Raw genomic sequence first — 19544 nt, forward strand, 5'->3', positions numbered from 1 at the left:
GCTTGTGGCTGTTGACGGCGGGTCGGAGGGCGGGGCCTCAGGGCTTGCGGCAGTCGACGGAGGTTCGGGAGCAGCGGGCGGGGCCGCGCCGCCCCGCGGGGCGGGGATTCGGTCAGGAGTGACGATTCGGCTGACTGTGGTGTAGTGATCATGTCAAGCAATCGGTCATCATGCCCGGATGACGTGGGGAATGACGTTACGACCTTGGCGTTCGGGAAGCGGGAAGGCGGCCGCCGCCGCGGCGGCCCTCGCACTGGTGCTCACCTCCTGCGGCGGTGACGGGGACTCCTCGCCCTCGGACGGCGGGCGCACGACGGTCAGGGTGGCCGCGCTGCCCCTGAGCGACTCCGCCATGCTGTACATCGCGCAGAACCGCGGACTGTTCGAGAAGGAAGGCCTGGACGTCCGCATCCAGCAGATCCAGCAGAGCCTCCAGGCGCTGCCCGCCCTGTCCAAGGGGCAGATCGACATGGTCGCGAGCGCGAACTACGTGACCTACTTCCAGGCCCAGGACCAGGGCACCCTCGACATCCGGATCGTCGCCGAGGCGATCAGGGCGGCGCCGCGCATGATGGAGGTGCTGGTTCCCAAGGACTCGGGCATCAAGACCCTCGCCGACCTCGCGGGCAGGAAACTCGCCGTCAACGTCCTCAACAACGTCCAGTCGCTGACCTTCAACGAGATCCTGGCGAAACAGGGCGTCAAAAGGCCCGTCTACCGGCAGATCCCCTTCCCGCAGATGGGCGCCGCCCTGGACAGGGGGCAGGTCGACGCCGTGCACGCCGTCGAACCCTACGACAGCGCCATCCAGGACGAGTCGGGGGCGAGGGTCCTGGTGGACGGGGCGTCCGCGCCCGTCCAGTCGATCCCGCTCAGCGGGTACATCACGACGGAGAAGTTCGCCGGGAAGCACGCCGACGCGCTCGCCCGCTTCCAACGGGCCCTGAAGGCGGCCGTGAAGCTCGCCGACGCGGATCCGTCCGTGGTGCGTGAGGTGCTGCCGTCGTACACCAAGGTCACCAAGGAGCAGGCCGCGAAGATCGACCTGCCGGTGTATCCGGCGACCATGGACGGGAAACAGATCGCCCGGCTCACCGCGCTGATGGAGAAACAGAAGATGCTGAAGACACCGATCGATCCTTCGGCACTTCTGGTGAAGTGAGAGAGGTGTGCGGGGTGGGGGCCAGGGGGCGGTTGCCGTGCGCCGGCTGAGGGCGCGTCAGGAACTGTGGCTGGGGCTCCTCGGTGTGCTGCTCGCGTTCGGCGGCTGCGAGGCGGTGAGCCGGGCGGGGCTGGTCCGCCGCAGCTATCTGCCACCCGCCTCCGAAGTCCTCGCCCGCGCAGTCGAGTTGGCGGGTGACTCCGTCTTCCTCGACGGGCTCGGCGTCACCCTGCGCGCCTGGGCGCTGGGCCTCGGCCTCGCCTGCGCGATCGCCGTACCGCTCGGACTGCTGCTCGGCAGTGTCCCACTCGTCGACGCGGCCGCCCGGGCGATCGTGGAGTTGTTGCGACCCCTGCCGTCCGTCGCCCTGATCCCCCTGGTCTCCCTGCTCCTCGGCTCCGGCACCGAGACCGAGGTCGCGCTGATCACCTACGCGTCGGTGTGGCCGATCCTCTTCAACACCGTCTACGGCCTGGGCGAGACCGACCCCCTCGCCAAGGACACCCTGCGCGCCTTCGGCTTCGGCCGCCTCACGGTCCTCCTGCGCGCGGAACTCCCCGCCACCGCCCCCTTCATCGCCGCGGGCATCCGTATCTCCGCAGCCGTCGCTCTCATCCTCGCCGTCGCCACGGAGATCCTCTCCGGCTTCGGCGAGGGCCTCGGCATCTTCATCGCCCAGGCGGGCCTGGCCACGGACGGCACGAGGGACGTCCTGGCGGGTGTGGTGTGGGCCGGGGGCCTGGGGCTCGTCATCAACGCCGTGTTGGTGTGGGCAGAGCGACGGCTGTTTCCCTGGACACCGGAACATCGGGAGACCGCCGCCCGGTCGAGGGACGTGGCACCCCGATGAGCGCGACGGACGGAGCCGGGGGTGGGGAGGGGGCGCGCTCGTCGTCGCAGCCGTCGTCGCCGGCGGAGGGGGAGGCGTCTGGGGCGTGTCTGCCGTCGTCGTCGGAGGGGGAGGCGTCTCGACCCTGGCCGCCCTCGCCGCTGACAGGCCGGTCACCCGGCTCTCATCCACCTCCGTCGCCGAAGGCGCCCGTGCCCGTGGCCGGCCCCAACCCGCCCTCGCCGTCGACAGACCAGTCACCAGGCCCCCACCCACCCCCAGCGCCGAAGGTGCCCGCCCCCCGCCTCCGTACCGTCGCCGCCCACCCCGTCCTGCTGCGCCGGCTGGTCCTGCTCCTCGCCGTGGGGGTGTGGGAGTTGGCCGCCCGGGCACACGGCAGCGTCTACTTCCCGCCCCCGGACCGCATCGGGCGCCAAGTCCACGAGCTGTGGTTCGACGGGCCCGCCCGGCACCTTTTCCTCAGCCCTGCCGCCGTGGACGACATCCTGCCCAGCCTCGGCCGCATGGCCGCCGGGTTCGCGCTGGCGGCCGTCGCCGGGATCGTGCTCGGTGTCGCGGTGGGCCGCTCGCGGCGGACGTACGCGCTGGCCAACCCCGTCCTCCAGTTCGCCCGGGCCGTCCCGCCCCCGGCGCTCGTCCCCGTCTTCGTCGTGGTCTTCGCCTTCGGCACCCCGATGCAGATCGCCTCGATCGCCTTCAGCGCCGTCTGGCCGGTGCTGATCAACACCGCGGCCGGCGTCCGCAACACCGACCCGCTGCGCCTCGACGTCGCCGCGGTCCTGCGCCTGAACACCGCCGAACGCCTGTGGTTCCTCGTCCTGCCCTCAGCCCTGCCCCGCGTCTTCGCCGGTCTGCGTCTGAGCCTTTCGCTCTCCCTGATCCTCATGGTGTTCTCGGAACTGCTGCCGGGCACCGCGAACGGCATCGGTTTCACGCTCACCGAGGCCCAGACCCGCTCCGACCTGCTCACCGTGTGGGCGGCGCTGGTCCTGCTCGGCGCCCTCGGTCATCTGCTCAACACCGGCCTGCTGGCGGTCGAGAAACGGCTGATCGGCAGGGAGAGGGCCACGTAAGCCACATGAGCCACATGAGCCACACGACCCCCACCCGGGGACGGGGGACCGACCGCATGCTCCAGCTCTCCTCGGTCGGCCAGCACTACGGCGACCACCAGGTCCTGCGCGACGTCACCCTCACCGTCCCCGCGGGCCAACTCCTGTGTGTCGTAGGCCCGTCCGGCTGCGGCAAGTCCACCCTGCTGCGGACCATCGCCGGTCTGCTCCCCGCCCGCGAGGGCACCATCACCGTCGACGGCGCCCCGGTCACCGGCGTCCCCGACAGCCTGGCCGTCGTCTTCCAGGACTACGGACGGTCCCTCTTCCCCTGGCTCACGGTCCGCGACAACGTCGCCCTGCCACTGCGCCGCCGTGGCCTCGCCCGCACCGAACGGCGTGCCGAGGCCGACCGCATCCTCGACCGCGTGGGACTGTCCGGCGCCGCCCGCCGTCACCCCTGGCAGCTCTCCGGCGGCATGCAGCAGCGCGTCGCCATCGCCCGCGCCCTCGTCTGCCGCCCCGCTCTCCTCCTCATGGACGAGCCCTTCGGCTCCCTCGACGCCCAGACCCGCGAGGACCTGGAGGATCTGCTCCTCGAGGTCCACCACACCGACGGCACAACCATCGTGTTCGTCACCCACGACATCGACGAGAGCGTCTACGTCGGCGACCGCGTCGTCGTCCTCTCCCCGGGCCCCGGCTCCAGGATTCTGCTGGATCTGCCCGTCCGCCTCCCCGGACGGCGCGACCAGATCGCCACCCGGGGACTGCCGGAGTTCGTCGCGCTGCGGGCGGAGGTGGGGCGGGCGGTGCGCAGCCGGGAGACGGAGCGTGCTCGGGGCGACCAGGACACCCAGGACACCCAGGGCTCTCAGAGCACTCGGGGCACGTGACGTCCGACGCCACAAGTCTCTCCCAGAACTCCCGAGTTCAGTCCGGATTCACGCGATGGTGTGATCATGTGTGCCGCCGCGGATGCCTCCCGAGTGCCCTGGGTAGGGCCCGGCTCATGACGCAGCAGCCCTTCGAACTCCCGCACTTCTACATGCCGTACCCCGCGCGGCTGAATCCGCACGTCGACGAGGCCCGCGCCCACTCGGCCACGTGGGCGCGGGAGATGGGCATGCTGGAGGGGTCCGGGATCTGGGAGCAGTCCGACCTCGACGCGCACGACTACGGTCTGCTCTGCGCCTACACACACCCCGACTGCGACGGCCCCGCCCTCTCGCTCATCACCGACTGGTACGTGTGGGTGTTCTTCTTCGACGACCACTTCCTGGAGATCTTCAAGCGCACGCAGGACCGAGCCGGTGGCAAGGCCTACCTCGACCGGTTGCCCCTGTTCATGCCGATGGACCTGGCGACCCCGATGCCGGAGCCGCAGAACCCCGTCGAGGCGGGCCTCGCCGACCTGTGGACGCGGACCGTGCCGTCGATGTCCGCCGACTGGCGCCGCCGCTTCTCCGTCGCCACCGAACATCTGCTCAACGAGTCCCTGTGGGAGCTGTCGAACATCAACGAGGGGCGGATCGCCAACCCCGTCGAGTACATCGAGATGCGCCGCAAGGTCGGCGGCGCCCCCTGGTCGGCCGGTCTGGTGGAGTACGCGACGGCCGAAGTACCGTCGTCCGTCGCCGGAACCCGACCGCTGCGCGTCCTGATGGAGACCTTCTCCGACGCCGTCCACCTGCGCAACGACCTGTTCTCCTACCAGCGCGAGGTCGAGGACGAGGGCGAACTCAGCAACGGCGTCCTCGTCCTGGAGACCTTCTTCGGCTGCACCACCCAGGAGGCCGCCGACACCGTCAACGACGTCCTCACCTCCCGCCTCCACCAGTTCGAGCACACCGCCCTCACCGAGGTTCCCGCGGTCGCCCTGGAGAACGCTCTGTCGCCGGCCGAGGTGACCGCCGTCGCCCGGTACACGCAGGGCCTCCAGGACTGGCAGTCCGGCGGCCACGAGTGGCACATGCGCTCCAGCCGCTACATGAACGCCCGCGCCGACACCACCGCCCCCTGGCAGGCCCTGACCGGTCGCGGCACCTCGGCCGCCGACGTCGGCGCCCTGCTCGCCGCGGCCGGCGCCGAGCGGCTGCGCGCCCACTCGCATGTGCCGTTCCAGAAGGTCGGCCCGTCCCTGCTGCCCGACTTCTACATGCCGTTCCGGAACGAGCTCAGCCCGCACCTGCCCGGCGCCCGCCCCCGCCTCGCCGAGTGGGCGCACCGCATGGGCATGCTCCAGGAGGGCGTCTGGGACGAGGACAAGCTCGCCGCGGCCGACCTCCCCCTGTGCTCGGCGGGAATCGACCCGGACGCGAGCCCCGAAGCCCTGGACCTGAGCTCGCACTGGCTGGCCTGGGGGACCTACGGCGACGACTACTACCCCCTCGTCTACGGCGGTCGCCGCGACCTCGCCGCCGCCCGGCTCACCACACAGCGTCTGTCGGACTGCATGCCCCTGGACGGCGAGCAGACCCTCGTCCCCGTCAACGCCATGGAGCGCGGACTGATCGACCTGTGGGCCCGCACCACGGCCGATATGACCCCCGATCAGCGGCGCACCCTCAAGGACGCCGTGAACGTGATGACCGAGAGCTGGGTCTGGGAGCTGGCCAACCAGATCCAGCACCGCGTCCCCGACCCGGTCGACTATCTGGAGATGCGGCGCGCCACCTTCGGCTCCGACCTCACCATGAGCATGTGCCGGATGGGCCACGGCCCCGCCGTCCCGCCGGAGGTCTACCGCAGCGGACCCGTGCGCTCCCTGGAGAACGCCGCCGTCGACTACGCGTGCCTGGTCAACGACGTCTTCTCCTACCAGAAGGAGATCGAGTACGAGGGCGAGGTCCACAACGCGATCCTCGTCGTGCAGAACTTCTTCGGCGTCGACTACCCGACCGGGCTGCGTGTCGTCCATGACCTGATGACCCAGCGCATGCAGCAGTTCGAGCATGTCGCCGCGCACGAACTGCCCGTCGTCTGCGACGACTTCGGGCTCTCGGAGGAGGCGCGCGAGGTCATGCGGGGCTATGTGACCGACCTCCAGCACTGGATGGCGGGCATCCTGCACTGGCACCGCACGGTCGACCGCTACAAGGCCGAGCACCTGGCCGGCCGCACCCACGGCTTCCTCCCGGACCGTCCGCCCGCGCTCCCCTTGGCGGGCTGACCCGGCGACCGACGCGGCGAGTGAGGGAGCGGCCTCCGACGGGGCGGGCGGGCGCGTTGTGCGAGGTGGCGTGGTCCGGCGGGGGCGGCGGGTTCTGTGTGGCTGTGCGGCCGCGCAGCCGTGCGCCGGAGGCGGTCCGTTCTGCGCGGGCCGGACGGTGGCCGCCGGGGCCGGTCCGCCCCCCCCGGGCTCCCCGGCGCCGCCGCCCGTGTTCAAGAGCGCGCGGTCCTGGAGGGCCGCGTGCAGGCGTCGCGCCCGATCAGCCCGGACCGGCTCACCGAGTCGCTCGAAGTCGCCGACGAGTTCGGCCCGTCAGAAGTCCTGCCGGAGCAGGCGATCTCACCCGTTCGTGGCTCGTCGCGTGCCGGTACGACGGGTAGACACCACCCGGTGGTGATCCAGCCGGAGGCGATCCATGGAACAGACTGCGTTGCGCCCCAAGCCGATGCCCGGTCAGGAGCCCGGCGGCGGCCGGAAACCCCGGCCTGCCCGGCGTCCGCACGCCGCGCGTCGACGCGGACGCCGACTCGCGACCCTGCTGTCCGGCCTGTTCGTCGCGACCGTCCTGGTGCTGTCGGGGGTGGGTCTCGGGACGGTCGGCGCCACAGTGATCGGCATGAGCAGACTGGCCGAACTCCAGCGGCAGGCGGGGCATCCCCAGGGCGGCCCGTCCGCGTCGGCGCATCCGCGTCACTCCCCGTCGTCCGCGGCGCAGGCGACCGCCCCCTCGCCCGCGCCGGCCGTCGCGACTCTCGGTCTGGAGGCCGTGGACGCCGAGAAGGCGGGCGCGCTGGTGGTCGGAGTCCACGTCCCCGGCCCGGGCTACAGGGCGGGCCTGGTGCGCGGCGACGTACTCCTCGCCTTCGGCCGGACGCGCATCGACACGGCCGACGACCTCGCGCGCGCCGTCGCGGGCACCCGGGCCGGCCGCGAGGTCGTGCTGACGGTCCGCCACCGCAGCGGCGGCTACCAGCAGCTGACGGCGGTACCGGGAGTCGTCATCTGAACCATCGGCCGGTGCCGGTGCCGGTGCCGGTGCCGGTGCCCATGGCCGTGCTCACGTGACCACCCTGAAGTGCGTGGTGAGCAGTCCTCCGTCGTCCAGCACATGAAAGGTCAGGCCGACCGGCGCGTCCCGGTCCGCGATCTGTTCGCCCTCCCAGGGCAGCCGCAGCGTCCAGGTCACCCCCGGGCCCGACGACCAGGGGCAGCCCGGCGAAGACGGTCGCCGCGGGCGTGTGCGCGTGCCCGGTGATCAGACCGGCGATCTCGGGCCGCAGTGCCACCGGCGGACGATGGAAGGCCCGGAGCACGGGAAGACGCCCGTCCAGTTCGTCCAGCGTCGCCTCGATCCAGTCGTACGTCTCCTCGTCCAGGGCCCCCTCGTCGCGTCCCGGGATGCTGGAGTCGCACATCAGTACCGCGCACCGCCGTCGAAGACCCGCACGGCGTTCACCGACCAGCCGGCCGCGGGTTGCCGCAGCAGGGCCTTGCGGTACGGGGCGCGGCTGTCGTGGTTGCCGGGGCGGGGGAGCACCGGGGACGGCGGGTCGCCCTCGTGCAGTCCCAGGATCCGCGCGGCCTCCTCGTACTCCGCCTCGGCGCCGTGATCCGCGATGTCACCGGTCACCAGCAGGGCGTCCACCCGCGTGTCCAGGCGCTGCGGCAGGCGCGCCGCGCCAAGGGGGCGTCGGCGACGGTGGCTGGGAGAGCGCAGGCAGGACCGGCTGGGCCACCTACCGCGCGGGGCTGCTGCTCAACCTCGCCAATCCCAAGTCGGCCGTCTTCGCCCTGTCCTTCCTGCCGCAGTTCGTGCCCGAGGGCGCCCTCCACCCGCCCTGGGGCACCTCCCACGCCCTTGAGGCAGTGGGGGAGGTCGGTCTCGCCGCGCTCTGGGTGGTCTACGAGATCGGCTACTACGACCTCTACGTGTGGTTCCTCGGCCGGTTGCGGCCGTGCTGTCCCGCGCGGGCGTGCGCCGAGGGCTGGAACAGGTCTCCGGGGGCGTCCCGCTGTTCCTCGGGGTCCGTATGGCCCTGGAGAGCTGACCTGCGCCCGACACCGCGTCCGGTGCCGAAAAGCGTGTCGATCGGCTCGCGCGCCCCTCGCCGTCCGGGCAGGATGCTGCCCACAGACCATCACCCGCCCAAGGAGGCCCGGATGACCGGCACCGCAGCGCCCTTCGCCGCCGACGACTACAGGGCCCGCATGGAGCGCGCGGCACGGTCGGCCGCCGAGGCCGGGCTCGCCGGGCTCCTGGTGGCACCGGGCCCGGACCTGGTGTGGCTCACCGGCTACGCGCCCACCGCCGTCACGGAACGGCTCACCCTGCTGGTCCTCGCCCCCGGACAGGACCCCGTCCTCGTCGTGCCCACCCTGGAGGCCCCGGACGCCGCCAAGGCCACCGGCGCGAGCGCCCTGACCCTGCGGGACTGGACCGACGGCAAGGACCCGTACGCCGCCACCGCCGCCCTCCTGGACGCCGGCGGCCGGTTCGGCGTCAGCGACAACGCCTGGGCCATGCACCTCCTGGGCCTCCAGAAGGCCCTGCCCGGCACGTCGTACGCATCGCTCACCGAGGCCCTGCCGATGCTCCGCGCGGTCAAGGACGCGGCGGAGCTGGAGCTGCTGGCGGCCGCGGGAGCGGCCGCCGACGCGACGTTCGAGGAGATCCGGAAGGTTCCGTTCGGCGGCCGCAGGGAGTCGGAGGTGGCCGCCGACCTCGCCGACCTGCTGCGTCGCTTCGGTCACTCCCAGGTCGACTTCACCATCGTCGCCTCGGGGCCGAACGGCGCCAACCCGCACCACGAGGTGGGGGACCGGGTCATCGAACGCGGCGACATGGTCGTCCTCGACTTCGGCGGCCTCAAGGACGGCTACGGCTCCGACACCTCCCGCACGGTCCACGTCGGCGAACCCACCGACGAGGAGCGCCGGGTGCACGACCTCGTACGCGCGGCCCAGGAGGCGGGTTTCCGGGCGGTACGGCCCGGTGTGCCCTGCCAGGAGGTCGACCGGGCCGCCCGTGCGGTCATCGCCGACGCCGGGTACGGCGAGTACTTCATCCACCGCACCGGGCACGGCATCGGCGTCACCACGCACGAACCGCCGTACATGATCGAGGGCGAGGAGCAGCCCCTGGTCCCGGGCATGTGCTTCTCCGTGGAGCCCGGCGTCTATCTGCCGGGCCGTTTCGGGGTACGCATCGAGGACATCGTCACGGTCACCGAGGACGGCGGCCGCAGGCTCAACGACACCACCCGCGAGATGGTCATAGTGGACTGACCGAGCCCCCCAAGGAGCCCTTCCACCACCGAGCGACTACGGCGCGACCATGACTCAGGCACCGACACCCACCGCGGACACGGTCCGCCGACTGGTCCGTTCCCTGCTCAAGGACGGACCGCCCGACTCCGGCGGGCCCGAGGTCCGGCCCGTCGCCGAGGGCGGGCACTGCACCTGGTGGATCGGCGCCCGCCATGTCCTGCGCCTCGCGGGCGACCGCGAGGCCTCCGTCCGCAGACGCCGGGAACTGCGGCTGCGCGACCTGATCCGCCCGCTCGTCCCGGTCGTGGTGCCCGCGAGCGTGGCGCAGGGCGAGTGGGCGCCCGGGCTGGCCTACACACTCGACACCAAGGTCCCCGGCGGCTCCGCGGAGGAGCACGAGGTGTCCGCCGTCGGCGAGGCCGACCTGGCCGGTCTGCTCACCGGCCTGCGCGAGGTGCCGGTACGGCAGGCAGAGGCGCTCGGTGTCCCACGCGTCGCCCCGCGCTCCCTGGAGGCGCTGCGCCGGGAGGCCGGCCGGGCCGCCGAACGCCTCCGCGCCGCCGACGAGTTCGACCCGGCCCGGCTCCAGCAGCTCACCTCGCCGGCCGCGGTCCAGCTCGCCGCGCAGCCCGGCAGCGCGGTCCTCGTGCATCACGCCCTGACCGGCGACCACCTCGTGATCAGCGCCGACGGCCGGGTGCGCGGTGTCCTCGACTGGACCGGAACGATCGTCGGCGACCCCGCCGAGGACATCGCGGGCCTCGCGCTGGCCGTCGGCTCGCCCGCCGCCGTCCGCGCCGCCACCCTCGCCGGGTACGGCGCCCGTCCCTGCCTGCGCGGACTGTGGCTCGCCCGTTGCGACACCGTGATCCGCCTCTCCGCGGGCCTGGACGGGCGCGCCGCCGAGCCCCTGCCCCTCCTGCGTACCCGGCTGCGGCGGGCCTGGGAGGCGATCCTGTTGGAACGCGTCACCGAGCTGCGGGACGAGGAGACGGACGACGCGGAGTTGTAGACGGCTCCACCTGGGCTTTTCCACCCTGCTTCCACCCCAGGGCCGAGGCGCGCGACCGTGCCGGAGCCGGATGGTAGAGCCAGGACGATCTCCGACTGGCTCATCGACGTGGCGCTCCTCCTGGTCGTCTTCCGGCAGCTGCGGGAGGAGCAGCCGACGCTCCGCACGATCCTGCTGCCACTGCCACTGCCACTGCCACTGCCACTGCCACTGGCGCTGATCGGCTGGGCGGCGGCCACTACCTGCACGACCTCCCCACCGCGGGCAACGTCATGGTGCTGATCGGCGCTTTCGCCGGGACCGGCGTCGCCTTCGGTCTGGCCGGAGGCCTGATCACCCGGTGTCGCCGCCCTGGTCCTCATGGCCTTCGGCGAGGTCGTCGTCCGCGGCGGCATCCTGCGGACCCGCGGCAGCCATGAGGGGCGAGGCGCCCTGCAGGTCGTCTCATGACCCCGAGGAGCCCCGTGAGGTCACGACTGCAGCAGCACCACGCACGACTCCCCGGGTACATGCAGCACCCCGTCCGCGCCCGGCGCCTCGACCGGCTCCCAGGCCGCCAGGACGCGGGCCTCGCGGGGCCCCAGGGGGATGACCGCCGGCGACTTCGCGAGATTCACGGCCACCCGGACGTCCCCGCGGCGGAAGGCCAGCCAGCGCTGGTCCGCGTCGTAGGCCACCTTGGTGTCGGCGAGGTCGGGGTCGGTGAGGTCCGGTTGCTCGTGCCGCAGCGCGAGGAGCCGGCGGTACCAGGCGAGTACACGCGCGTGCGGTTCGTGTTCGAGTTCGGACCAGTCGAGGCAGGAGCGGTCGCGGGTCGCCGGGTCCTGCGGGTCGGGCACGTCCTCCTCCGCCCAGCCGTGCTCGGCGAACTCCCGCCGCCTGCCCCGCCGCACGGCCTCCGCGAGCTCGGGATCGGTGTGGTCCGTGAAGAACTGCCAGGGTGTGCTCGCCGCCCACTCCTCACCCATGAACAGCATGGGCGTGAAGGGCGCGGTCAGTACGAGCGCCGCCGCACAGGCCACCAGGCCGGGGGAGAGGGACACCGCCAGCCGGTCGCCCTGGGCGCGGTTGCCGACCTGGTCGTGGGTCTGGGAGTAGCCGAGCAGCCGGTGCGCCGCCGCGCGCGTACGGTCCAGCGGACGCCCGTGGCTGCGGCCACGGAAGCTGGAGTAGGTGCCGTCGTGGAAGTAGCCCCCGGTGAGGGTCTTGGCGAGCGAGGCCAGGGGTGCGCGGGCGAAGTCCGCGTAGTAGCCCTGGGACTCGCCGGTCAGGGCGGTGTGCAGAGCGTGGTGGAAGTCGTCGTTCCACTGCGCGTGCAGCCCGAGACCGCCCTGCGCGCGCGGTGTGATGAGCCGCGGGTCGTTGAGGTCGGACTCGGCGACGAGGAACAGCGGCCGTCCCAGCTCGGTGGAGAGGGCGTCGACAGCTGTCGACAGCTCCTCCAGGAAGTGGCACGCACGCGTGTCGGCGAGCGCGTGCACGGCGTCCAGGCGCAGCCCGTCGATCCGGTAGTCCCGCAGCCAGGAGAGCGCGCTGCCGAGCAGATACGCGCGCACCTCGTCGGAACCGGGGGCGTCGAGGTTGACCGCCGAGCCCCAGGGCGTGTGGTGGGTGTCCGTGAAGTACGGTCCGAAGGCGGGCAGGTAGTTGCCGGAGGGGCCCAGGTGGTTGTGCACCACGTCCAGGACGACCCCGAGGCCCACCTCATGCGCCCGGTCGACGAAACGCTTCAGGGCCTCCGGACCGCCGTAGGGCTCGTGCACCGCCCACAGGGAGACGCCCTCGTAACCCCAGCCGTGCCGCCCCGGGAAGGGGCACAGAGGCATCAACTCGACGTGGGTGACACCGAGTTCGACCAGATGGCCGAGACGGGCGGCGGCCGCGTCCAGGGTGCCCTCGGGCGTGTAGGTGCCCACGTGCAGTTCGTAGAGGACCGCCCCCGGCAGTGGACGGCCCGCCCACCGCGTACGCCAGTCGTACCGCTCGTGCTCCACGACGGCACTGAGTCCGTCCGGGCCGTCCGGCTGGCGGCGTGAGCGCGGGTCGGGCAGCACGGGGCCGTCGTCCAGCGCGAAGCCGTACCGCGTGCCGTCCCCGGCCTCCGCCTCGCCCCACCACCATCCCGAGCGCTCCGGATCGCGCTCCAACGCATGCGTAGCGCCCTCGCAATGGAGCGTCACACGGCCGGCCTGCGGTGCCCACACCTCGAACTGCACGGGCGGTTCCCTTTCGTCTGCTCACCGTGATGTAGCCCGTCCATGGTGCTTCAAACGAGATCAATCCACCTTGTAATCCTCCCCTTTGCGGCAGGTGTCGTCAGGTGCGCGCGGGTGGCGGCCGTTGTCTCGTTTTCTGGACACCCGGGGTTCACTGCCCGACAATCACCAACGTGACGTCGTCCTTCGAGTTCAACACGTACCCCGCGCGGCTGTCCGACGCCGAGCGCGACAAGGTGCTGAAGGTGCTCCGTGACGGCGCCGCCATGGGCCGCCTGTCGCACGAGACGTTCGTGCGCCGCATGGAACTGGCCCTCGTCGCGCGCCGGTCCGACGAACTCGCCGCGCTCACCGCGGACCTGCCCCAGGAGAGCCGCGTCTCCCGGCTGGTGTTCGGCACCGTCGAGGCCGTCTCGGGCTTCACCGTACGGCTGCGCAGGGCCTGGCAGGCCGAGCGCCTGCCCAAGCTGCTGCTGCCGCACCCCGGCAGCGGCCACGCGCTGCGCATCGGCCGAGACCCGGCGAACGGACTGCGGCTGACCCACGAGACGGTCTCCCGTGTCCACGCCGAACTCAGCCGTCAGGGCGGCATGTGGGTCCTGCGCGACCTCGGCTCCACCAACGGCACCACGGTCAACGGCCGGCGGGTCATCGGCGCCGCCGTCGTCCGCGAGGGTGATCAGGTCGGCTTCGGCCGGATGGCCTTCCGGCTCGCGGTCAACTGAGCCCCACCTCACCTCTGGCCTGGGCTTTACGTCTGGTCGCGGCCCAAAGCCCTTTCCGTCGCGCGGTGTTGACGTACCCCACAAGTCGTGACTGACTGTGCGTACACCATGCACACCAGGTGAATCGACGGCACCACATTGTGGAGGTGTGCCCTGCCGCCCCTCCTCCGCTACCCGACCGTCGACGAACTCGGCGCGCGGGCCGCGGCGCTCGTCGCCCGCCATCCCGCGGACGCCCGACTGCGCCGCGTCGGCACCTCCCGCGCGGGCAGCCCCCTGTGGCTGCTCTCCGTAGGCCACGGCAGCCGTCAGGCCCTCGTCGCCGCCGGCCCGCACGCCAACGAGCCCGTGGGCGGCGGCACCGTCCTCAGACTGGCCGAGCGCGCCCTGGCCGACCCCCGGCTCACCGTCGAGGCCGACGCCACCTGGAATCTGCTGCTGTGCCTCGACCCCGACGGTCTGCGCCGCAACGAGGGGTGGCTGCGCGGCCCGTACTCCCTCGGCCGCTATTTCCGTAACTTCTTCCGGCCCGGCTTCGGCGAACAGCCGGAATGGCTGCCCGACGGCGCGGACGCCGCCGCGCTGCCGGAGACCCGCACCCTCCTCGCCCTCCAGGACGAACTGCGGCCCTTCCTCCAGTGCTCCCTGCACGGGGTCGACGTCGGCGGTGGCTTCGTCGAACTCACCCGGGACCTGCCCGGCCTCGCCCGCCGCGTCGCCCACACCGCGGCCCGGCTGCGCATCCCGCGCGAGCTCGGCCCGTACGACACCCTCTACTGGCCGTGTCTCGGCCCCGCCGTCTACCGGATCCCGCCGCCCCGCCGCGGCGACCTGGCCGCCGCCATCACCGAGGCCGCGGTCGAGTCGACCTGGTACCACCCGCACCGGCACGGCACCGTGACCGCCGTCGTCGAGGCGCCCATGTGGGGCGTGGCCGCCGTCGAGGACGCCGGCACACCCACCGACGCGGCCGCCGTACTGCGCACCATCAGCCACACGCTGCGCCGCGACGCGCGGCTCCTGGAGGACGTCCTGGCGCGGATCCGTCCGTACGTCTCGACCGCCCCGGACGCGGCGCGGCTGCTCGCCCCGGTCGAGGACTATTTACTGGTCTGCCCCGGACTCGCCGACGCCTGGGACCCCGACGTCACCGACGGCGGCCGCCCCCTGCCCCCGCTCAGCACCGGCCACCTGGCCGCGCTGCGCATCGCCGGACGGCGCCTCGCCCTGCGCACGGCCGGCCTCCTGCACCAGCTCGTGACCCGCGCGGGCACCGACCCGGTCGGTGCCCTGCCGGAACTGGACCGGCTCATCGACGTCTGGTGCGCCGACTACCGCGACGGCCTCGGGGCGCGCTGGATCCCGGTCCCGCGCCAGATCGAGTACCAGTCCCGGGTCGTGCTCGCCGCCTTCGAACTCGCCGCGCGGCACGCGCCCGCGTGCTCCCGTTCGGGTGAGCCGGGGTGGGGATCCGAGGCCGCCGTGCCGATGCATCGGGAATGACGTCCTCGATCACAGCGACAACGACAGCGGTACGGCGAGCGGCACACGTGGGTCTGGCGGCCGCGGCCGCCCTCCTCCTCGCCGCCGCGGCCCCCGCGACGGCCGGGTCCTCCGCCGGGAGCGGCCACCTCTACCTCATGGTGACCACGGGCGACGGCGACTCCGGCGACACCCGCGGCACCCTCCTGCTGTGCGACCCGCCCCAGGGCCACGGCCGTGCCGCCGAGGCCTGCGACCAGCTGGACTCGGTCGGCGGCGACATCGACGCCCTTCAGCCCGCTGACGTCTACTGCCCGATGCTCTACGCGCCGGTCACCGCCCGGGCGCACGGACAGTGGAACGGCCGACCGGTCGAGTACCGGCAGACCTTCCCGAACGGCTGCGTGATGGGGGCGCGGACAGGGGCGGTCTTCGCACTGGAGAGCTGACGCGCGGCTCGGGGCGCGATGACGCACACGCGCGTGGGGCGACCTCGGCTCAGTCCGCCCCTTCGCGCGCGTGCAGGGCCACCGTCACGACCGTGCGGGCCTGGTGCTCGATCTGGTCCTCCAGCGGAACCCAGCGGGCCCCGAAACGTTCCGCGAAGGAATCGCTCCACGCCTTGACGAGCCGTTCGAGACGCGGTGCCGCGCGGTCGTCCTCCTCCTGCAGCACCCGCAGCAGCATGGCGGCGGCCCGCAGCGGCAGCCTGCGGGAGAACGCGTCCACACTGCCGATGTACGCCCTCGTGTCGTCGGCGGGCCGCGTGTGGATCCAGTCCGCGGCCAGCCCCGGCACCAGCTCCAGGCCCCAGGTGGCGGCCCGCAGCAGCGGCCCGCCCGCGCCCTCCAGACGCGGCAGCGCGTCCGCCAGCACCTGGTCCACCGCCCGCGACTGAAGCAGCAGCCGGCCCGCCAGCCGGCGCATCGCCGCCGCCGGCGCCGGATGCGGCGCCGGATCGTCCACCAGCTCGCTCGCCCACATCGGTACCTCGACCACCGCGGTCAGACCGCCGTAGCGGTGCGCGTGGTACCAGGTGCTGTGCCGCGCGTCGTCCGGCATGCTCGGGTACGCCGCCCCGGCGCCCGGCGCCGGCATCACATGCACCCCGGGCCCGGACGCCGGCCAGCCCGCCGCGTCCGAGGCGCCGGTCTCCACCGGGATGTGCAGCTCCGCCGCGGACTTCGCGAAAGGCTCGGCGATACCCGGTACGTCCTTCGTCAACTGCACCCAGCTCCCGCCCAGGTCTGTGCCGTGCAGGGACACCTGGACGTAGGGCCGCAGTTCGTCGATCACCCCGGTCAGGGCGCGGGTCTCGGGCGGCAGGCGGTCGGGCGGCAGCATCGCGGGGGCCCACTCCGGCTGCTCCGCCCCGGCGGGACGGAAGAAGCCGAGGTGGTAGTCGAAGAGACTGTGCGGCGCCGGGGTGACATGGAGGCTCGCCCCGTCGGGATCCGCGCACAGCAGGAAGTGCCAGGACGTGTCCGCCCGCAACTCCCGCTCGGCCAGCACCCGCCGGGCCACCGCCAGGGCCGCGGGGCCGCCGGTCGGTTCGTTGGAGTGGGCGCCCGCCACCACCAGGACGGCCCGTCGGGCATGGCCGATCGACAGCAGATGCAGGGGCCTGCCCGCACGCGAGGCACCCACCTGCCTCAGTCGGCACACGCCGGGCCGCCGTGCGGCCAACGCCCGCGCGGACCGGACCAGTTCGGTCACCGTGGGGTAGCGCAGCTCCGGCAGCAGACTCACCCCCGATATGTCCGACCGGCCTCGCAATCCGCAGTACCCCACGGTCTGGTTGAGCTGTCAAGCACGCCGTGGGGAGCCGCCAGGGGGCGCCCAGAGGCATTTACCGCCAGTCGGTAGAGCCGTAGGTGCCGACGGGGCTGCCCGCGCCCCGGCGCCCGCGGTGCCGGCCGGGGCGTCACCGCTGGTGGAGACCGCGCCCGACCGGCGTCAGCAACGCCTCGCCGACCGCCTCCGACAGCGTCGGAACGCGGGTGCACATGCCGGGCCACGTCGACGCGCTTGCCCGAACCCAGTCAGTCCGTAGTCAGTCCGTGGCGACCCGCTCCAGCAGCGCCACCGGCGACTCGCCGAGAAGCTCCGCCACGCGCGCGTGCCCGGAGAACTCCCGCTCCGGTACCAACACGTCGCGCCAGACCCCCGGCGGCAACGGCAGCACCGTCTCCCCCCAGCCGCCCGCCTCCGCCAGCCGCAGCGACAGCCGGGTCACCGCGGTGACCACCTCCCCGGAACGCGCGAAAGCGACGCAGTGCGCCGCCGAGGGCCCCTCCGCGGTCAACGGCGTGTACGTCGCCGCGTCGCCGAAGACGTCGGGCCGGCGTCGGCGCAGCCGCAGCGCGGCGGCCGTGAGCGCGCCCTTGTCGCCGGAGTCCTGTGGCGGGAACGGCACAGGCCGCCGGTTGTCCGGGTCCACCAGCGCCAGGTACTCGCCCTCCGTGCCCTGGTACACGTCGGGCACCCCTGGCATCGTCAGGTGCACCAGGGCCGTGCTCAGCTCGTTGGCCCGGATGTGCGGCGCGAGGCGGCCCCGCAACGCGGCCACCTGCTCGGCGTGCGGCCCGCACGGCCCGGCCGCGACGAACTCCGCCACCGCCTCCTCGTACGCCGGTTCCTGCTCCGTCCAGCTCGTGTACAGCCCCGCCTCGCGCACATGCTTCAGCAGCGCCTCCCGCACCCGCTCGGGGGCCGCGGGGCCGAGCCCGAACACCGTCTGCCAGGCCGCCCACGCCAGCTGCGCGTCCGGCACGCCGTCACCGGCGCGGGTCACCTCGGCCAGCGTGTCCGCCCACCACTGGGGGCACTCGGTGAGCACGGCAAGGGCCGCGCGCACATCGGCACTGCGCTTGGTGTCGTGCGTCGACACCACGGTTCCCGTCAGCGGCCAGTCGCGCTGCACGCGCGTGCAGTACGCGTGGAACTCCTCGGGCGAGACGGCCGGACTCCCGGGGTTCCCGCCCACCTCGGTCGCCGACAGCAGCGGTACATACCGGTAGAACGCCGTGTCCTCCACGGACTTGGCCCGCAGCGCCGACGCGGTCTGTGCGAACCGGGTCCGGAACTCCACCTGGTCCGGCCCGTCCCCGGCCCGTCCCAGCACCAGATCCCGTACGACGTCGACCGCGCCCGCCTCCTCGGGGACCACGAAGGCGAGCCGGGCCTCGGCCGCGGCCTCCTCGGTGACGACAGAGGCGGCGTCCGAGGAGCCGTAGGGCCGGTAGACCTCCATCCGCACCAGCAGTTCCTGGAGCGCGGTGCGCAGCGCCCAGGGCGCGCGGTCGCGCAGCGCGGGCTCCGGGGACGTGGCACACACGCGTGCCGCCACCCGGGTCAGCCGGTCGGTCTCGGCGGCCAGCTCATGCGTGATCACCTTGTACGCCGCCCGCCGGGCCGTCGCGGCCCAGTCGCCGCCCCGGTCGGTCTGCGGGGCGGCGAACCGCCGGTACTGGCCGAGGAGTTCCCCGGCCCCCGCCGGGTCCGTGAACAGCCCGTCGATGTGGCGCAGTGCGTCGTACCCCGTGGTGCCGGCCACGGGCCAGGCCGCCGGGAGCTGCTCGCCGTCGGCAAGGATTTTCTCCACGACGGTCCAGCGCCCCCCGGTCGCCTCATGCAGCCGCTGGAGGTACGTGTCGGGGTCGGCGAGGCCGTCGGGGTGGTCGACCCGCAGCCCGTCCACCACTCCCTCGTGCAGCAGCTGGAGGATCTTGGCGTGGGTGGCCTCGAACACCTCCGGGTCCTCCACCCGCACCCCGATCAGCTCCGAGATGCTGAAGAAACGCCGGTAGTTGAGCTCCGTACGGGCCAGCCGCCACCAGACCGGCCGGTACCACTGCGCGTCCAGGAGCTGCGGCAACGGGAGTTCACCGGTGCCCTCGCGGAGCGGGAACACATGGTCGTAGTAGCGCAGCACCTCGCCGTCCACCGTGAGGTTGCCGAGCTCCTCGCCGACCGGGTGCCCCAGCACCGGCAGCAGCACCTGGCCGCCCTGCGCCTCCCAGTCGATGTCGAACCAGCGCGCGTACGGCGACTTCGGGCCCTCCCGGAGCACCTCCCACAGGGCGTGGTTGTGGCGCGGGTCCATCGCCATGTGGTTCGGCACGATGTCCATCACCAGGCCTAGCCCGTGCTCCCGCGCGGTGCGCGACAGTGCCCGCAGCCCGTCCTCACCGCCCAGCTCGCCGCGCACGCGCCCGTGGTCCACGACGTCGTAGCCGTGCGTCGAACCGGGGACGGACTCCAGGACGGGGGACAGGTGCAGGTGCGAGACGCCCAGCGAGGCCAGATACGGCACGGCCGCCGCCGCGGCCGCGAACGGGAACTCGCGCTGCAGCTGCAGCCGGTACGTGGCCGTCGGCACCGAATACGGGTCGGGTCGCTCAGGTGTCATGCAGACCTACGTACCCGCCCTGCGGCCTTTCGTGTCATCGGGTGGTCCATGTGCGTAGGAGCCGGACGACGCGACGCTACCGTCCCGTTCCGACGTCGGCGGACGCGACGGCACGGTCCCGTCCCGACGTTCGGCGCCACGACGGCACGGTCCCGTCCCGACGTTCGGCGCCACGACGGCACGGTTTCGTCCCCA

General features: G+C 72.9%; 15 protein-coding genes and 2 pseudogenes. 13 read left to right on the forward strand and 4 right to left on the reverse strand.

All coding sequences use genetic code 11. The features are described 5' to 3' along the window. Window positions 1-178: 178 nt before the first annotated feature. From ABZT93_RS36990 to ABZT93_RS37015, 6 genes are all read left to right on the forward strand, one after another. Window positions 179-1162 carry an ABC transporter substrate-binding protein gene (locus ABZT93_RS36990; protein WP_356112931.1) on the forward strand — a complete coding sequence of 328 codons (984 nt, stop codon included), beginning with the start codon at window positions 179-181 and terminating at the stop codon, window positions 1160-1162. A 37-nt stretch (window positions 1163-1199) separates the two neighbouring features. Beyond that, window positions 1200-2012 (forward strand): ABC transporter permease subunit, encoded by an 813-nt coding sequence (locus ABZT93_RS36995; protein ID WP_356112933.1) that lies wholly within the window; start codon window positions 1200-1202, stop codon window positions 2010-2012. A 269-nt stretch (window positions 2013-2281) separates the two neighbouring features. Next, window positions 2282-3085 (forward strand): ABC transporter permease subunit, encoded by an 804-nt coding sequence (locus tag ABZT93_RS37000; protein ID WP_356112935.1) that lies wholly within the window; start codon window positions 2282-2284, stop codon window positions 3083-3085. Window positions 3086-3141: 56 nt separating this feature from the next. Continuing rightward, window positions 3142-3960 (forward strand): ABC transporter ATP-binding protein, encoded by an 819-nt coding sequence (locus tag ABZT93_RS37005; RefSeq protein WP_356113020.1) that lies wholly within the window; start codon window positions 3142-3144, stop codon window positions 3958-3960. A gap of 116 nt (window positions 3961-4076) precedes the next feature. Next, complete coding sequence (gene cyc2 / locus ABZT93_RS37010) at window positions 4077-6236, forward strand: germacradienol/geosmin synthase Cyc2 (protein WP_356112937.1); 2160 nt, start codon at window positions 4077-4079, stop codon at window positions 6234-6236. A gap of 415 nt (window positions 6237-6651) precedes the next feature. Next, window positions 6652-7242 (forward strand): PDZ domain-containing protein, encoded by a 591-nt coding sequence (locus tag ABZT93_RS37015; RefSeq protein WP_356112939.1) that lies wholly within the window; start codon window positions 6652-6654, stop codon window positions 7240-7242. 51 nt (window positions 7243-7293) lie between these two features. Here ABZT93_RS37015 and ABZT93_RS37020 read toward each other — a convergent pair. After that, window positions 7294-7884: pseudogene (locus ABZT93_RS37020) on the reverse strand (metallophosphoesterase); the annotation flags it as partial. 3 nt (window positions 7885-7887) lie between these two features. On the opposite strand from ABZT93_RS37020, the pseudogene ABZT93_RS37025 reads away from it, so the two are divergent. The 4 genes and pseudogenes from ABZT93_RS37025 to ABZT93_RS37040 form a co-directional block, all read left to right on the forward strand. Next, a pseudogene (locus tag ABZT93_RS37025) lies at window positions 7888-8284 on the forward strand (LysE family transporter); the annotation flags it as partial. A 112-nt stretch (window positions 8285-8396) separates the two neighbouring features. Then, complete coding sequence (locus ABZT93_RS37030) at window positions 8397-9521, forward strand: aminopeptidase P family protein (protein ID WP_356112941.1); 1125 nt, start codon at window positions 8397-8399, stop codon at window positions 9519-9521. 49 nt (window positions 9522-9570) lie between these two features. Then, window positions 9571-10515 carry an aminoglycoside phosphotransferase family protein gene (locus tag ABZT93_RS37035; protein ID WP_356112942.1) on the forward strand — a complete coding sequence of 315 codons (945 nt, stop codon included), beginning with the start codon at window positions 9571-9573 and terminating at the stop codon, window positions 10513-10515. Between the two features lie 57 nt (window positions 10516-10572). Then, window positions 10573-10797, forward strand: a complete 225-nt coding sequence (locus ABZT93_RS37040; protein WP_356112944.1) for a hypothetical protein — start codon at window positions 10573-10575, stop codon at window positions 10795-10797. A 188-nt stretch (window positions 10798-10985) separates the two neighbouring features. Here ABZT93_RS37040 and treZ read toward each other — a convergent pair whose 3' ends face one another. Next, window positions 10986-12731 carry a malto-oligosyltrehalose trehalohydrolase gene (gene treZ / locus ABZT93_RS37045; RefSeq protein ID WP_356112946.1) on the reverse strand — a complete coding sequence of 582 codons (1746 nt, stop codon included), beginning with the start codon at window positions 12729-12731 and terminating at the stop codon, window positions 10986-10988. Window positions 12732-12904: 173 nt separating this feature from the next. On the opposite strand from treZ, the gene ABZT93_RS37050 reads away from it, so the two are divergent. The 3 genes from ABZT93_RS37050 (at window position 12905) to ABZT93_RS37060 (ending at window position 15387) form a co-directional block, all read left to right on the forward strand. Then, complete coding sequence (locus ABZT93_RS37050) at window positions 12905-13456, forward strand: DUF1707 and FHA domain-containing protein (protein ID WP_356112947.1); 552 nt, start codon at window positions 12905-12907, stop codon at window positions 13454-13456. Between the two features lie 138 nt (window positions 13457-13594). Next, window positions 13595-14959 (forward strand): M14 family zinc carboxypeptidase, encoded by a 1365-nt coding sequence (locus ABZT93_RS37055; RefSeq protein ID WP_356112949.1) that lies wholly within the window; start codon window positions 13595-13597, stop codon window positions 14957-14959. Continuing rightward, window positions 14956-15387: an SSI family serine proteinase inhibitor gene (locus ABZT93_RS37060; protein ID WP_356112951.1), complete on the forward strand. Its 432-nt coding sequence runs from the start codon at window positions 14956-14958 to the stop codon at window positions 15385-15387. Before ABZT93_RS37055 ends, ABZT93_RS37060 begins: the two co-directional genes overlap by 4 nt. 49 nt (window positions 15388-15436) lie before the next feature. Here the strand turns inward: ABZT93_RS37060 and ABZT93_RS37065 are convergent, their stop codons facing one another. Beyond that, window positions 15437-16687 (reverse strand): M14 family zinc carboxypeptidase, encoded by a 1251-nt coding sequence (locus tag ABZT93_RS37065; protein ID WP_356112953.1) that lies wholly within the window; start codon window positions 16685-16687, stop codon window positions 15437-15439. A 304-nt stretch (window positions 16688-16991) separates the two neighbouring features. Beyond that, window positions 16992-19349 (reverse strand): malto-oligosyltrehalose synthase, encoded by a 2358-nt coding sequence (treY, locus tag ABZT93_RS37070; protein ID WP_356112955.1) that lies wholly within the window; start codon window positions 19347-19349, stop codon window positions 16992-16994. Window positions 19350-19544: the final 195 nt, after the last annotated feature.

The sequence above is a fragment of the Streptomyces sp. NPDC005303 genome (assembly GCF_040607335.1).
Lineage (GTDB): Bacteria > Actinomycetota > Actinomycetes > Streptomycetales > Streptomycetaceae > Streptomyces.

Coding starts and splice junctions, on each gene's coding strand:
- ABZT93_RS36990 (WP_356112931.1), top strand. CDS start 179: ATGACGTGGGGAATGACGTTACGACCTTGGCGTTCGGGAAGCGGGAAG.
- ABZT93_RS37005 (WP_356113020.1), top strand. CDS start 3,142: ATGCTCCAGCTCTCCTCGGTCGGCCAGCACTACGGCGACCACCAGGTC.
- cyc2 (WP_356112937.1), top strand. CDS start 4,077: ATGACGCAGCAGCCCTTCGAACTCCCGCACTTCTACATGCCGTACCCC.
- ABZT93_RS37015 (WP_356112939.1), top strand. CDS start 6,652: ATGGAACAGACTGCGTTGCGCCCCAAGCCGATGCCCGGTCAGGAGCCC.
- ABZT93_RS37030 (WP_356112941.1), top strand. CDS start 8,397: ATGACCGGCACCGCAGCGCCCTTCGCCGCCGACGACTACAGGGCCCGC.
- ABZT93_RS37035 (WP_356112942.1), top strand. CDS start 9,571: ATGACTCAGGCACCGACACCCACCGCGGACACGGTCCGCCGACTGGTC.
- ABZT93_RS37060 (WP_356112951.1), top strand. CDS start 14,956: ATGACGTCCTCGATCACAGCGACAACGACAGCGGTACGGCGAGCGGCA.
- treY (WP_356112955.1), bottom strand. CDS start 19,349: ATGACACCTGAGCGACCCGACCCGTATTCGGTGCCGACGGCCACGTAC.